We start from the raw sequence: 14599 nt of genomic DNA, 5'->3' as shown, positions 1-14599 counted from the left end.
ACCTCGGCCGCGGAAATCCATGGAAGCGCTCCCATGGCATCGTCGTCGACGCCGAGCACTCCGTCCGAGCTGAGAGCATAGGGAGCCTATGACGCGAAAAGGGAGGGGTCACATGCCCGAGGGCGGGGCGTCCATATCGGATCCGACGGCGAACTCGACGGCACAAACGGACTCAACGGAAGAATCGACGACGCACCCGGCGGCGCGTCCGACGACGCACCCGACGGCGAGCGCGGCGCCGCCGCTCCGCGGGACCGCCGGCCGCACCGGCCTGCTGGTGACCTTCCTCCTGGGCGGTCTGACCGCCACGCCCCCACTGGCGATGGACATGTACCTCCCCGCCCTCCCGGAGGTCACCCGGTCCCTGCACGCGCCCGCCGCCACCGTCCAGCTCACGCTCACCACCTGTCTGGCCGGCATGGCGCTCGGGCAGCTGGTGGTCGGGCCGATGAGCGACCGGTGGGGACGCCGCCGCCCGCTGCTCATCGGCCTCGCGGTCTACGTCGTCGCCACCGTGCTGTGCGCGTTCGCGCCGACCGTCGGACTCCTCGTCGCCTTCCGGCTGCTGCAGGGCCTGGCGGGCGCGGCCGCCATCGTCATCGCGCGGGCGGTGGTCCGCGACCTGTACGACGGCGTGGCCATGGCCCGCTTCTTCTCGAACCTCATGCTGATCTCCGGCCTGGCGCCGATCATGGCACCGCTCATCGGCGGGCAGATCCTGCGGGTGACGGACTGGCGGGGCGTGTTCGTCGTCCTCGCCGTCCTGGGGGTGTTGCTGGCGGCCCTGGTCTGGGCGAAGCTGCCGGAGACGCTGGCCCCCGCCGACCGCCACGGCGGCGGCGTCGGCGCGGCCCTCGACGCGATGCGCCGGCTGCTCGCCGACCGGGTCTTCGCCGGCTACATGCTCACCGGCGGATTCGCCTTCGCCTCCCTCTTCGCCTATGTCGCGGCCTCCCCGTTCGTCGTCCAGGAGATCTACGGGGCCTCCCCGCAGACGTTCAGCCTGCTGTTCGGGCTCAACTCGATCGGTCTGATGATCGTGGGGCAGATCAACGGCAAGGTGCTGGTCGGCCGGGTCCGGCTGGACCGGGTGCTCGGTTTCGGGCTCTGCGTCGTGGTCGTCGCCGCGGTCGCGCTGCTGCTGATGTCGCTCGGCGTGTTCGGCGAGGTCGGGCTGGTGCCCGTGGCCGCCGCGCTGTTCGTGCTGATGTCCGCGATGGGCATCACCATGCCCAACACCCAGACCCTCGCCCTGATGCGCACCCGGCAGGCCGCCGGTGCCGCCTCGGCCCTGCTCGGCACGGCGTCCTTCCTCGTCGGCGCGATCGCCTCCCCGCTGGTCGGGATCGCCGGGGAGGACACCGCCGTCCCGATGGCCGTCGTCCAGCTGACCGCCGCCCTGGCGGCGCTGGCCTGCTTCACGGGCCTGTGCCGCCCCTGGAGGGGGCGGGCGAGTGCGGAGGGTGAGGGCTTCTGAGCGCCCCGAGACTGCGCCACGGCACCCCCGAACGGGCCGGGCTCGACCCCCGCGAACTCCGGGCCCTCGTCCGCGAGGTGCACGACGGCACCACCGGGGAACGCCCCTGGGCGGCGGGCGCCGTCGTGGCCGTCGGCCGCGGCCCGGTGCTCGCCGTGCAGGAGGCGGCGGGCTGGGCCGTGCGCTACGCGGCGTACGACGAGCACACGGGCACCGCGGTGGAACTGCCGCCGGACGACCGGGTGCCGATGGCCGTGGACACCCCCTTCGACCTGGCGTCCCTGACCAAACTGTTCACCTCGGTGGCCGCCGTGCAGCAGATCGAGCGGGGCACCCTGGGCATCGACGCCCGCGTGGGCGCGTACCTGCCGGACTTCCCCGCGGCCGTCCGGCACGGCATCACCGTCCGGCACCTGCTCACCCACACCTCCGGGCTGCGCCCCGAACTCCCCCTGTACGACTGCGCCGACGACGCGGAACGGCTCGCCCTGCTGCGTGCCGAGCGGCCGGTCGCGGCGCCCGGCGCGTACCGCTACTCCGACCTGAACATGCTGCTGCTCCAGCACGTCCTGGAGCGCCTCACCGGCCGCACGCTCGACACGCTCGTCCACGACGGCATCACCCGGCCGCTCGGCATGACCGCCACGGACTTCGGCCCGTGTCCGGGCGCGGCGGCCACCGAGGACCAGCGGCGGCCGTGGGCCAAGGCGGACCGGGGGATGCTGCGCGGCGAGGTGCACGACGAGAACGCCTGGGCGCTCGGCGGGGTCGCGGGCCACGCCGGCCTCTTCTCCACCGGCCGCGACCTGGCGGTCTTCTGCCGTGCCCTGCTGGCGGGCGGCGCCCACGGCCCCGCCCGCATCCTCGGCCCCGACTTCGTGGACCTGCTCCTCGCCCCGCCGGGCCTGGGCTTCGCCGTGGACCAGCCGTGGTTCATGGGGGAGCTCGCGGGCCGCGGAGCGGCCGGCCACACCGGCTTCACGGGCACGTCCCTGGTCCTCGACCGCGCCACGGGTACCTACCTCGTCCTGCTCGCCAACACGGTCCACCCCCGCCGCCCCCCGGCCCCGGCCAACGGCCCCCGCGCGCGTGCGGCCACGCGGGTGGCCCGCGCGGTCCGGGGGAGGTGAATCCGGCCGTCGGCCCGCGCCATAGAATTTCCAGGTGAACGACCCCGCTGCCGCCTCTCCCGTCTCTCCCGCTGACGTCCTGCGCGGCGCGCTCGCCGGACTGCTCGACGGGCTCCCGCCGCGGCGGGCCGCGCAGGCCGTCGAGCGGCTGATCGCCACCTACCGGGGCGCCACCCCGACCGGGGCGCCCATCCTGCGGGACCGCGCGGACGTCGCCGCCTACGCCGCGTACCGCATGCCGGCCACGTTCGAGGCCGTACGGTCGGCGCTGGCGGCGTTCGCGGACGCCGTGCCCGGGTGGACGCCCGGCGACCACGTCGACATCGGCGGCGGCACCGGCGCCGCCGCCTGGGCGGTGAGCGCCACCTGGGACGGGGAGCGGCCGGTGACCGTCCTCGACTGGGCCGAACCCGCACTCGCCCTCGGCCGGGAACTCGCCGTCGCGAACCCCGCCCTCAAGGACGTCCGCTGGCACCGCTCCCGCATCGGCACGGAGCTCACCCTCGAGCGCACCGACCTCGTCACCGTCTCCTACGTCCTCAACGAACTGACCGCCGCCGACCGCGCCGCCCTCGTCGACGCCGCCGCCGGCGCCGCGCAGGCCGTCGTGATCGTCGAACCCGGCACCCCCGACGGCTACACCCGGGTCATCGAGGCCCGCGCCCGGCTGGTGTCGGCCGGCTTCCGGGTCGCCGCCCCCTGCCCGCACAGCCTCGCCTGCCCCATCGTCCCCGGCACGGACTGGTGCCACTTCGCGGCCCGGGTCAGCCGTTCCTCACTGCACCGCCAGGTCAAGGGGGGCTCCCTGCCCTACGAGGACGAGAAGTTCAGCTACGTCGCCGCCACCCGCCTGCCCGCCGCCCCGGCCGCCGCCCGCGTCGTCCGCAAGCCGCAGATCCGCAAGGGCCAGGTCCTCCTCGACCTCTGCGAGAGGGACCCGGCCCTGAGCCGCACCACCGTGACCAAGCGCCACGGCGACCTGTACCGGGCGGCGAGGGACACGTCCTGGGGCGCCCCCTGGCCGCCGGCGGCCGGCGACGACGGAACTGACGGCGGGAGCTAGGGCGTGTACGGAGTCGTGATCATGGTGCTGGTTGAAGGCTGCGGATCCAGATGACGGCTCCACGCAGGTGGAGTCCGGCGAGGTAGCTCTCGGGGGTCTTGTCGTAGCGGGCGGCGATCCCGCGCCACGCCTTCAGCTTGTTGATCAGGCGTTCAACGGTGTTGCGGTCCCGGTAGAGCTCCGCGTCGCAGGTGACGGGCCGTCCGCCCCGGCGGCCCTTCTTCCTGCGGTTCGCCGCCTGGTCCTTCTTCTCCGGGATGACCGCCTTGATCCCTCGTTGGCGCAGGTGGGCACGGTTGGCACGGGAAGAGTACGCCTTATCGCCGGCGACCGCGTCGGGACGGGTGCGCGGACGGCCCACCGGACCGGGCACCCTGACCTTGCCCAGGACGGGAACGAACTGCGGGCTGTCCGCGGCCTGCCCGGGCGTGAGGACGAAGGACAGCGACCGACAGCGCCGTTCGGCCGCGACGTGGACCTTGCTGGTCAGCCCGCCGCGGGAACGCCCCAGCGCGGCGACCTTCAGACGGGCCCGGAGCCGTCGGCGGCGCTGCCGCCGCTCGGCATGGGTCAGGCCCCTGGCTCCGTCTGCCCCGTCTGCCGGCTCTGCACCTTCCTGATCCTTTTGCGCCCCGCTGCGGCCCCTTTTTCCTCCGCCACCGCCTTCTCCAGCGCGGCCAGGACCTTCTCGTCGACGACCATGCCCGCCGCGTCGTGATGGGCCCGGGCCGTGGTCGAGTCGATGCTGACCAGCGAGAGATCCACCTGACCCCGTCGGGCGGCTTCCGCGATCATCGCGTCCATCAGGGCCTGGAACACCCCGGCGTCACGCCACTGCCGGAAGCGGTCGTACACCGTCGACCACGGGCCGAACTCGGTCGGCATCTCCCGCCACTGGCCGCCCGACCGGAACTTCCAGATCACGCCTTCGAGTTGGTCCCGCAGTCGATGCGGATAGGGACCGTAGGCGCCGATCGGCAGCAACGGCTCGACCAGCGCCCACTCGTCATCACTCAGCTCGCGTCTCGCCACACGAGTGTTCTACCAGCCCAGTGATCACGACTCCGTACACGCCCTAGGGCCGGCTTTCCCGCCCGGCGTCCCCTCCGTCCCGGTCCTCCCGCTGTTCCTGCTGCCTCTGCTGCTCCTTCCGTTGCTCCTGGAGCTTGCGCAGCAGCTCGCGTTTCCGGGCCCGGGGGTCGAGGCCGCCCCCGACGCGTCCGTCGCGTCCCCCGCCGCGCAGGGCCTCGCGGCCGAGGTGCTTCCGGGTGCCGCCGACGCCCAGCATGTTTCCGGCTCCGCCTCGGGACATGGTGGTCTCCTTCCGGTGAGCGCCCTCTGCGGACGCAGGTGACGAGACGTATCGTCTCGGTCCGGTCTCCCTCACTGTCAGGCGAGACGCGGCGTCTTGTCAACCTGATAAATTCGACCCATGGCCACGAACAACCCCGCACCCCCCGACTCCACCCGCCGCAGTGAGCGCTCCCGCCGTGCCATCTACGACGCGGCCATCGCCCTGGTCGTGGAGGTCGGCTACCCGAAGACCACCATCGAGGGCATCGCCGCCCGCGCCGGCGTCGGCAAGCAGACGATCTACCGGTGGTGGCCGTCGAAGGCGGACGTCCTGTTGGAGGCGTTCCTCGACCTGAGCGAACAGGCCGCCCGCACCGCCGGACAGGAGCCGGAGGGCGGCGGGAAGTACGTGATCCCGGACACCGGGGACCTCGCCGCCGACCTCAAACTCGTCCTGCGGGCCACGGTCGACGAACTGCGCGACCCGGCGTTCGAGGCGCCGTCCCGCGCGCTGGCCGCCGAGGGCGTCGTCAACGAGGAGCTCGGCCGGAGGTTCGTCGCCCAGTTGCTGGAGCCGTCGCTCCAGCTGTACGTCGACCGGCTGCGCTCCGCGCAGGAGGCCGGAGAGGTCCGCCCCGGCATCGACCCGCGCATCGCCCTGGAACTCTTCGTCTCCCCGCTCGCCCAGCGCTGGCTGCAGTACACGGGACCGATCACCCACGAGTACACCGACACCCTCGTCGACTACGCCCTGTACGGCCTCGCCCCCCGCTGACCGGGGGCGTCCGCGACGCCTCCCCGGTCGCACCGGCGTACCCCCGGGGTGTACCTTTCGCCCCCCGGGGCGCCCCTCGTCCGGTCCGTGCACCGCTTGTCCCAGGTGCGCCTATTGTGGGCTCCGGCCCCCCGATGCGCACGATGGTGGGACCATAGGGCATGCTGAGGGGCACGACGGCGAGGCGAGGAGTTAGATGAGCGCGGAGTTCGGCGGCAGGACCGGCAGGCAGGGCAAACTCTCCCGGTGGCTGCGCGGCCGCCGCCCGGAACCGGCCGTCGACGAAGGCGGCCGTGAGGAACTGCTGCTCGCCGCCGCCGAGGCGGGACTGCCGCTCGCGCCCGCCGCCCACCCCGCTGCCGGATACCGATGTTCGTGCGACCGCGTCGGCTGTCCCACCCCCGCCCGGCACCCGGTCTCGTTCGCCTGGCAGACGCAGTCCACCACCGACCGCGCCCAGATCGAGCGCTGGGCCCGCCACCAGCCGCAGGCCAACTTCATCACCGCGACCGGCATGGTGCACGACGTACTCGACGTGCCCCTGAACGCCGGTCGCGAGGCGTTGGAACGCCTGCTGGCGGCCGGGGTCGAGGTTGGGCCCGTCGCGGAGAGCGACGACGGCCGCATACTGTTCTTCACCCTCACCCGGGGCACCCCCGAGGACGAGGACGAGTGGTGGCCGTGCGAGCTGGACTGCCACCCCGAGACCATGGACGAGCACCCCGGCCTGCGCTGGCACTGCCGCGGCTCCTACGTCCTGGTACCGCCCGCGCGGCTGCCCGGTGACGACAACCGGTCGGTGCACTGGGTACGCGGTCCGGAGCATCCGCTGCCCGACCCGCTGAGCCTGCTGGAGTACCTCACCGACGCCTGCGCCCGCCACGCGGTCGAGCACCCCGACCAGGCGGCCACTGCCTGGCCCCTGCGTCGATAAGGCCCTGTTGTTCGGGTTGTTCGAGTTGTTCGGGGTTGTCCGGACCGTGCGGCCCCGGCCCTACTCGCCCTTCGCCGACGTCAGCCCCTGGATCCGCCCCAGGATCTCCACCTGGCCGTCGCCCGGGGCCAGGGCCACCTCGTTGGAGACGAACTCCATCGTCAGGGTCTGCCGGATCTCCCCCGTGGTCAGCGCCAGCACGTCCTTGTTCGGGGTCGGCACGGACGCCCCGTCCGCGGCGGTCTGCTTCTCGTAGTGGCGCGTGGTGAAGAACACCAGCGCCCCGCCGTCCTCGGTGCGCAGCGCCAGGGGCGCGTAGTCGCCGTTCGTCAGCGGCTCGTCGATGTACTGCGTGGCCAGTCCCGGCCGCGCCGACTGCTTGGTGCGCAGCGCCCGCCACGCGCTGGTGTGCGGGCCCTCGGCGAAGGCGGCACCGCCGCCCTGCCCGTCCTCGCCGCCCTTCCCGTCCTTCAGGTACGCCGCGTAGGTCGCGCTCAACTCGCCGGGCGGCACGGCGAGATCGGTGGCGTTCGCGGGGACGGCCTCGGCCCAGCCGTCCTTGTCCAGCGGGAACTCGGGTATGTCGTCCGGGGCCACCAGCGTCAGATACGCCGCCTCCCAGGTCTCCTCGAGACCGCCGCGGGTGAACACCAGCAGCCAGCGCACGCCGCCGCCCTTGTTGCCCGCCGCGTCCGCGAGGAACCAGCGGGGCCAGCCGGCCTTCTTGGGGATGGTGAACTTCGCGTCCGTCAGCTTCAGCGGCGAGTGCCCGGGGTTGCCGTCCGGGTTGTTGGCCTTCCCGGCCGTCAGCCGCGCCTTGTCGATGTCGCCGAGCGCGCCGGTGGTGTACTCGGCGTCCAGGGAACTGTCGTACGCCTCATCGGCCTTGTTGTAAGCGGCCGTGAAATCCTGGAGCGCCTGCGCGGCTTCGGCGCGGGTGGTGGCCGGAAGCACCTCGCGCTCGCCGTGCACCACCACGCAGCCGCTCGCCGTCAACGACAGAGCGGTCACCGATGCCGCGAGCAGCGCGCCCCGGTCGAACCCGCGGAGCCTTCGAAGGCCGAGATCCCTGCACATCCGGTTCCTTCACCTTCCCCTTCCCGGAGGCGAACCCTACCGGGACGAGGTACGGCACGAACACGCGGACGGGACACAGCGGCCACACCGTGACCGAGCCGGAGCCGGAGCCGGAGCCGGAGCCGCGGAGCCGGAGCGGGAGCAGGAGCGGGAAGCGGCCGGGCCGGGGCCCGTCGGCGTCAGCCGTCCCTGGTGGGGAGGACCGGCACCGCGCCCCCGCGATGCTTGAATGCCCCGGTGACTGATTACGACGTGGTGCGCGTCTTCTGCGGCCCCCGGGGCGGGTACGGCAACGAACTCGGCGTCGTCCGCGACGGTTCGGTGATGCCCGAGCGGAGCGACCGGCAGGAGTTCGCCGCGAAACTCGGCTTCAGCGAGACCGTGTTCGTCGACGACCCCGAGCGCGGGGTGATCGACATCTACACCCCGACCCTGCGCCTGCCCTTCGCCGGCCACCCGTGCGTCGGCGCGGCCTGGTTGCTCGACGTACCAGAACTCGTCACCCCGGCAGGGGTGGTGGGCGCCCGGCAGGACGGGGAGTTCTGCTGGATCGAGGCGCGCGCGGAGTGGGTGCCGCCGCGCACCCTGCGCCAGTACGCCACCGCCACCGAGGTCGACGACCTGGCCGTACCCCCGAAGGGGGAGTGGATCTACGCCTGGGCCTGGGAGGACGAGGCGGCGGGCCGCATCCGTGCCCGTGCCTTCCCCGGCCGGGACGACCGCATCGACGAGGACGAGGCGACCGGTGCCGCCGCCCTCCTGCTCACCGACCGGCTGGGCCGCGCCCTGAACATCACTCAGGGCGCGGGCTCCCAGATCCTGACCGCACCGCAGCCGCACGGCTGGACCGAGATCGGCGGCCGGGTGCTCCTGGAGCGCTGAGCCTGGGCTCAGCCCATCTCCTCCAGCGTCCTGCCCTTGGTCTCCGGCACCCACTTGAGGATGAACGGGACCGCCAGCGTGGCGAAGATCGCGTAGATCACGTACGAACCGGACAGGTTCCACTCCGCCATGGTCGGGAACGTCGCGGTGACCAGCCAGTTGGCGACCCACTGCGCGCAGGCGGCGACGCCGAGCGCGGCCGCGCGGATGCGGCTGGGGAACATCTCGCCGAGCAGCACCCAGGCCGCCACGCCCAGGGACATGGCGAAGAAGAGGACGAAGGTGTGGGCGGCGACCAGTGCGACGGCGGCCTGGGTGTCGGGCAGCGAGATGTCGTCGCCCGTTCCGGTCTTGTAGGAGAAGGCCCAGGCGACGGCCGCGAGGGAGACCGCCATGCCGGCGGAACCGATCGCGGCCAGCGGCTTGCGGCCGACCCGGTCGATGAGCACCATCGCGATCACCGTGCCCACGATGTTGATGACCGAGGTGGTGAACGAGTAGAAGAACGAGCTCGACGGGTCGATGCCCACCGACTGCCACAGCGAGGAGCTGTAGTAGAAGATCACGTTGATGCCGACGAACTGCTGGAAGACCGACAGGCCGACGCCGACCCAGACGATCGGCAGCAGGCCGAAACGGCCGCGGAGGTCCTTGAACCGCGGTGCCTTGTCGCTGCGCGCGGCCTGCTCGATCTCGGCCACCCGGGCGTCGAGATCGACCTGCGCGCCCTCGAGGGTGCGCAGCACGTCCTTGGCCTCGCCGGTCCTGCCGACCGAGATCAGGTAGCGCGGCGACTCCGGGATGCGCAGCGCCAGCAGACCGTAGACCAGGGCGGGGACGGCCGCGATGCCGAGCATGACCTGCCACGCCTCCAGGCCCAGCAGGCTGCCGCGCTGGTCCCCGTCGGCGAGGGAGAGCACCATCCAGTTGACCAGCTGGGAGACGGCGATGCCCAGCACGACGGCGGCCTGCTGGAAGGAGACGAGCCGGCCGCGGTACTCGGTGGGCGCGACCTCGGCGATGTACGTCGGGCCGATCACGGAGGCCATGCCGATGGCCACGCCGCCCACGATGCGCCAGAAGGACAGGTCCCACGCCGTGAACGGCAGCATCGAGCCGATGCTGCTGGCCAGGAAGAGCAGGGCGGCCAGCTGCATCACCCGGAGGCGGCCGACGCGGTCGGCGAGCCGTCCCGCGAGCATGGCGCCGGCGGCCGCGCCGAGCAGGGCGATGGCGATGACGGCGCCGAGCGTGGCGGCGCCGACGTCGAACCGTCCCCTGATGCCCTCGACGGCGCCGTTGATCACGGCGCTGTCGTAGCCGAAGAGGAAGCCGCCCATGGCGGCGGACGCCGCGACGAAGACGACGTGACGCAGCCGGTCCGGCCGGGCCGCGAGGCCCCCGGCGGCAGGTTGTTGTGCTGTGCTCGTCACCTACGGACTCCTGTGGTGATGTGTGTCGTTGCCGTCCGCCTCGGGTGAGGAGCGAGGCGCGGGAAGCAAGGACAGGGAGCGCCGCGGCAGGTGCGCATACGGCGGAGGCGGCGCTCGGTTCGGAAGAGAAGTGGGGCCCGGCTTCCGGACGTGGGAAGCAGGGGGATGGCTGATCGACCGATCGGCCGATCGGGGCGCTTGAGCAGGCCCGGGCCCGGACGGCGCCCGGCCCGTCCGCCGTCCGGGAAGGACCGGGCTGGGGAGGGCCGGGCGCCGTCCGGCCGTGTCACGTGGAGTCACACCGGGTCGTGCCGGCCGAGAGGCTTCGGCGCCGACCCGGTGCACGGGGGGCGGGTCCGTCAGTCGTCGAGGCCCAGGCCGCGTCGGCCCGTCTCGTTGAGCCGGTCGACGTCGAAGCGGTCGGTCCAGTCGCGCTCGTAGTGCTCCTCGGGGAAGTCACTGGGGCTGGAGCCGGTCAGGAACGCCTCGCGGACCTTCGCCGAGTACTCCTCGTTGCGGGGGCACCAGGGGGCGGCGGGGATGTACATGACGTTGCCCCAGCCCTTCTGGTCGGTGACCGGCGCGACGCTGTGGATCATGTCGCAGTGCCACCAGACGGAGTCGCCCGCCTTGACGTCGGGGATGCCGGTGAGGGCCTCCATGAGGAGCGGGTGCCACTTCTCGTCGGCGGGGAAGACCTGGTTGGTGGTCACCCCACACATGTCGTCGTCCGGGACGTCCGGGAGCAGCGGCCGCAGCATGAGGTACGCCATGGCCTCGGGGATCGGGACGGTGTGCAGGACGCCCTGGTCGTGGTCCATGTCCGACAGGGCGGTCCAGCCCTGGAAGGTGCGGAACGCCGAGCACATGGTGGAGCCGGGGTACTGGGGGCCGGCCGTGCGGTGGGCGGCGTCCCAGGGGTCGTACTCCTCGACGCTGCCGTCGAACAGGTGGCGGAAGGCCTGCTGGTAGGCCTGCGTCATCCACAGGTCGAGGGTGCCGGGGTCGAGGTGGGTGCCGAGCCCGCCCGAGTCGGCGCCCGGGGGACGGCGGCGGATGCGGTCGGGGTACAGCGCGTCGTGGTCCGGGTCGAACCACTGCACGCCCTCGGACTCGTGCTTCCACAGGGAGTTGAGGAAGGACTGGACGTTGGCCATCCGGTCGCTCTGGCGGGCCTCCATCTGGGCCTGCGACCAGTAGATGGGGTAGATCTCCGGCTTGGAGCCGACGCTGCCGAAGAAGTCGTCGCCGGGGCCCCGGTAGTTCTCGAAGAACTCGTTGCGCTCCACGTAGTCCACGATCGAGGCGTCCCAGGCGAGGGCCTGGTCGCGCTCGAAGTGACCGCGGACGACGAGGCAGCCGCGGCGGCGGAGCTTGTCGAGCTGCTCCGGGGTGACGGTGCCGTTCGCGATGTCCGCGTAGTCGATGACCGGCCACACGGTCTCGCCGCGCTCCTTGTCCGCCTGGATCTCGGCCAGGCGGGCGCGGACGCGCTCCTCGACGACGGCGAAGACCTCCTCGACGGTGCGTCCGGAGGCCTCGATGCGGGCGCGCAGCGCGGGCTTGATCTCGCGGATGGCGGCGGCCAGGTCGTCGGGGGTGGTCTCCCAGTGCGGCAGGGCGGGGAGACCGGCCTGCTGAGTACCAGTTGCCAGCGTCATTGCTCGGCTCCTTTGGTCAGGACTCCTTACTAGACGGCAACCTAACCGCCCACCCACATTTGGGCAAGAGTCCTGACTAAAATCCTCGGCATGTCACTGGCCAAGCCGTCACTCGAAATGCTGCGCGCGCTGACCGACGAGAACGTGCTGCGCGCGCTGATGGAGGAAGGGCGCCTGACCCGCGCGGAGATCGCCGCCCGGACCGGGATCTCCAAGCCGACGGTCTCCGACAGCGTGCGGCGGCTGAGCGAGGCCGGCCTGCTCGCCGACACGGGCGAGCGCACCACCGGCCGCGGCCGGGTCGGCACCTACTACTCGCTGGCCGCGGACACCGGGGCGGCCCTGGTGGCGAGCATCAGCCCCGAAGGCGTCGTCGCGGAGACGGTCGACGCCTTCGGCACTGCCACCGCCCGCGCCGAGGTCGGCCTGGGCCGCGCCCCGGGCCCGCACGCGACCGCACAGGCCCTGACCGAAGCGGTCGCGCTGGTCCGGCCCCGGGTGCACGGCCCACTGCGTACGGCCGTGGTCAGCGCGGCCGATCCGGTCGACCGCGTCACCGGGCGCTTGGTGCATCTGCCGGACGCCCCGTTCCTGGTCGGGGACCTGGACCCGGCGGCGGTGCTGGCCGGTGCGGTGGACGGGGCGGTGCTGGTCGACAACGACATCAACTGGGCCGCCCGCGCCGAACGCGCCACCGGATGCGCCCTCGGCGTCGACGACTTCGTCTACGTCCACCTCGGTGAGGGACTGGGCTGCGCGGTGGTCACCGACGCGGAAGTCCGCCGCGGACACCACGGGTTGGCCGGCGAGATCGCCCACCTCTTCACCGCCGGGCCCCGGGGCACGGCGCTGCCCCTCATCGAGGTCTTCGCCGAACTCGGCCTGCGCCGCGCCGAGTCCACCGCCATCGATGTCGACGCCCTGCGCGCGGCCGCCCTCGGCGACTCCGCGACGGCGCGGCGGACCCGCGGCGCGCTGGCCCGCGCGGTGGGCGGCGTGCTGGCGGCGGCGGTCGCCCTGGCCGACCCCCGACTGATCGTCCTGGGAGGCGCTTGGGGCGCCGAGTCGGGCATCGCCGAGGCGATCCGCGAACACTTCGCCGGACTGCCCCGCAGCGTCCCGGTCGCCGCGGCCCGGGTCCCCGAACCCGAACTCGCCGGCGCCCGCACCCGAGCCGTGGAGGCCCTGCGCACCGCCATCATCACCACCCCCCGCCCGGCACCGTCCGCCTGACCCGAAGCGTCCGGATGGCCGGTCCCCGCCCACACGTGACACCGGCAGGGGTCGGCTCCCGGCGCCCGGAAGGTGCGGGCAGGCCCTATCGGTTGAAGGCGGGCAGGGCGAACCGTGCGAGGAGCGGGAAGCCGTCCTCCCGGGCGCTCTTGGCGTTCACCGAGTACACCACCGTCCGGGACAGGTCCCGGGTCGCGGCCAGCACCGTGTGGTAGCCGGGCCGGGACCCCGTCTTGCCCCAGATCTCCGTCCCGTTGTGGACGAAGCGCTCCAACGCCATGCCGTAGGCCGCGCCGTTGCCGTCCTCGGCGGCCTTGGGGACGGTGAACATCTGGTTGAGCAACGGCTGCGGCACCACCCGGCCGCTGAACAGGGCCACCAGGAACCGCTCCAGGTCGGCGGTAGTGGAGATCATGTTCCCGGCCGCCCAGCGGTCGGACATGTTCCACTCCGTCACGTCCGTGGTCCGGCCGCCGATGTCCGCGTAAGCCCGGTGGTGCGGGCCGTGGATACGCGGGTCCGGTCCGGCGGGGAAGCCGGTGTGCCGCATCTCCAGCGGACGGAAGATCCGTAGGTCTGCCTGGTCCTCGTAACTGTCGTCCGTCACCTTCTCGATCAGCAGGCCGAGCACCGTGTAGTCGATGTTCTGGTACACCTGCCGCTCTCCGGGGGTGAACGCGGGCCCCTTCGCAACGGCGGTGGCGACCACCCGCTCGGGGCTGCGGGTAAGGAACCGGTTGGCGTACATCTCCTCGGTGGTCGACCCGAGGTTCGCGCCGGGCTTCAGGCCGCTGGTGTACGTGAGGAGATGCCGTACGGTCGGCGGCTTGGTGAAGGAGTCCGGCAGCAGGCCGGGCAGATACCGGGTGACGGGCGCGTCGAGCTCCACCTGCCCCTCCGCGACGAGTTGGAGCACCAGCGCCGCGGTGACCACCTTGGTCGTCGACCCGGCCCGGAACCGCGCGTGCTCCAGAGCCGGGGCCCCGGTCCGCAGATCCCGCACCCCGGCGGTCCCCGTCCAACTGCCCTCGCCCCCCACCCGGACGAGGGCGGCAGAGATGTCCCCGTCGGGGATCCCGGCGAGGGCCTTCTCCAGAGCGGTGACGTCGGGTCCCTTGTAGTCCGCCACCGCCACCGCGGGAGCCGTTCCGACGGGATGGGCGGCGGCCACTCCGGCAGCGGGACCGAAAACCAGACCGGTTAACAACGCGGAGGCAACGGCGATACGGACATGGTTATGGGCATTCATGACAGTGCTCCTGCTTCCCGAAGGGGTGCGCTTCCGACGAGCCTCATCCTGTTGATCACGTACGCCGTCGAGATCCTGCATGCAGAGGAGACCAACCCCTCGTCTTCCGGGCCCGGTTCTCGGGGTCTCCCCTAAGGCTGGGAGCCTCGTCCCCACTAAGCCTCGATCCACCGGGTGATGGTTCGTCCAGTGCCTGGACATGAAAGTGGAGATGCACTCTGACCTGGGAAAATAGGAGTTCTCTAGGCTTCTACTCAACCAGTTCGGAGGTGCATCTCCGGGATGCATTCTTCCACGCCGCCACGTGCGGTGTCCGCTGTGTTCGATGACCCGAACCTGGTTGCGCATGCCGGGCTGGTTCCGGTGATGCGGCTGGCCGAACGGTGTGGGCT

Annotated in this window: 12 protein-coding genes and 2 pseudogenes; 7 read left to right on the top strand and 7 right to left on the bottom strand. The window is 72.4% G+C overall.

Features of this window, described 5'->3' with window-relative positions:
• Positions 1–112 precede the first annotated feature (112 nt).
• Genes DIZ27_RS38685 through DIZ27_RS38675 form a run of 3 tightly spaced genes read left to right on the top strand, consistent with a single transcriptional unit; the run spans position 113 to position 3670 of the window.
• Positions 113–1477, top strand: a complete 1365-nt coding sequence (locus DIZ27_RS38685) for a multidrug effflux MFS transporter (RefSeq protein WP_109383048.1) — start codon at positions 113–115, stop codon at positions 1475–1477.
• Positions 1474–2607 carry a serine hydrolase gene (locus DIZ27_RS38680; protein ID WP_109383047.1) on the top strand — a complete coding sequence of 378 codons (1134 nt, stop codon included), beginning with the start codon at positions 1474–1476 and terminating at the stop codon, positions 2605–2607. Before DIZ27_RS38685 ends, DIZ27_RS38680 begins: the two co-directional genes overlap by 4 nt.
• Before the next feature lie 34 nt (positions 2608–2641).
• Entirely contained in the window at positions 2642–3670 is a 1029-nt protein-coding gene (locus tag DIZ27_RS38675; RefSeq protein WP_109383046.1) for a small ribosomal subunit Rsm22 family protein, read from the top strand.
• A 19-nt stretch (positions 3671–3689) separates the two neighbouring features.
• On the opposite strand, the pseudogene DIZ27_RS38670 reads toward DIZ27_RS38675, so the two are convergent.
• Together DIZ27_RS38670 and DIZ27_RS38665 are read right to left on the bottom strand one after the other, a co-directional pair.
• Positions 3690–4702, bottom strand: a pseudogene (locus DIZ27_RS38670) (IS5 family transposase).
• Between the two features lie 43 nt (positions 4703–4745).
• Positions 4746–4982 carry a DUF6243 family protein gene (locus DIZ27_RS38665; protein ID WP_181383907.1) on the bottom strand — a complete coding sequence of 79 codons (237 nt, stop codon included), beginning with the start codon at positions 4980–4982 and terminating at the stop codon, positions 4746–4748.
• Between the two features lie 120 nt (positions 4983–5102).
• Here DIZ27_RS38665 and DIZ27_RS38660 point away from each other — a divergent pair, with 120 nt between their 5' ends.
• Complete coding sequence (locus DIZ27_RS38660; protein WP_109383044.1) at positions 5103–5738, top strand: TetR/AcrR family transcriptional regulator; 636 nt, start codon at positions 5103–5105, stop codon at positions 5736–5738.
• Between the two features lie 196 nt (positions 5739–5934).
• On the top strand, positions 5935–6672 hold the full coding sequence (locus DIZ27_RS38655) for a bifunctional DNA primase/polymerase (RefSeq protein ID WP_109383043.1): 738 nt from the start codon (positions 5935–5937) through the stop codon (positions 6670–6672).
• 60 nt (positions 6673–6732) lie between these two features.
• On the opposite strand, the gene DIZ27_RS38650 is transcribed toward DIZ27_RS38655, so the two are convergent.
• A complete protein-coding gene (locus DIZ27_RS38650; protein WP_109383042.1) occupies positions 6733–7749 on the bottom strand; it encodes a hypothetical protein in 1017 nt (338 codons plus the stop codon).
• Positions 7715–7843: pseudogene (locus tag DIZ27_RS49015) on the bottom strand (iron transporter); the annotation flags it as partial. The gene DIZ27_RS38650 and the pseudogene DIZ27_RS49015, both read right to left, overlap by 35 nt.
• Before the next feature lie 143 nt (positions 7844–7986).
• On the opposite strand from DIZ27_RS49015, the gene DIZ27_RS38640 reads away from it, so the two are divergent.
• Positions 7987–8631, top strand: a complete 645-nt coding sequence (locus tag DIZ27_RS38640; protein WP_109383041.1) for a PhzF family phenazine biosynthesis protein — start codon at positions 7987–7989, stop codon at positions 8629–8631.
• Between the two features lie 8 nt (positions 8632–8639).
• On the opposite strand, the gene DIZ27_RS38635 is transcribed toward DIZ27_RS38640, so the two are convergent.
• The gene (locus tag DIZ27_RS38635) at positions 8640–10064 is read right to left on the bottom strand and encodes a sugar porter family MFS transporter (RefSeq protein ID WP_109383040.1); all 1425 of its coding nucleotides are present in this window, start codon (positions 10062–10064) and stop codon (positions 8640–8642) included.
• A gap of 359 nt (positions 10065–10423) precedes the next feature.
• Positions 10424–11725, bottom strand: a complete 1302-nt coding sequence (locus DIZ27_RS38630) for a DUF1479 domain-containing protein (RefSeq protein ID WP_109383039.1) — start codon at positions 11723–11725, stop codon at positions 10424–10426.
• A 90-nt stretch (positions 11726–11815) separates the two neighbouring features.
• Here DIZ27_RS38630 and DIZ27_RS38625 point away from each other — a divergent pair, with 90 nt between their 5' ends.
• Positions 11816–12958: an ROK family transcriptional regulator gene (locus DIZ27_RS38625; RefSeq protein ID WP_109383038.1), complete on the top strand. Its 1143-nt coding sequence runs from the start codon at positions 11816–11818 to the stop codon at positions 12956–12958.
• An 85-nt stretch (positions 12959–13043) separates the two neighbouring features.
• Here DIZ27_RS38625 and DIZ27_RS38620 read toward each other — a convergent pair whose 3' ends face one another.
• Positions 13044–14207 carry a serine hydrolase gene (locus tag DIZ27_RS38620; protein WP_109383037.1) on the bottom strand — a complete coding sequence of 388 codons (1164 nt, stop codon included), beginning with the start codon at positions 14205–14207 and terminating at the stop codon, positions 13044–13046.
• Between the last annotated feature and the right edge of the window lie 392 nt (positions 14208–14599).

The sequence above is a fragment of the Streptomyces sp. NWU339 genome, from assembly GCF_003143855.1.
In the GTDB taxonomy this organism is placed as follows: domain Bacteria; phylum Actinomycetota; class Actinomycetes; order Streptomycetales; family Streptomycetaceae; genus Streptomyces.
This window is presented reverse-complemented; position numbering and strand designations above follow the sequence as displayed.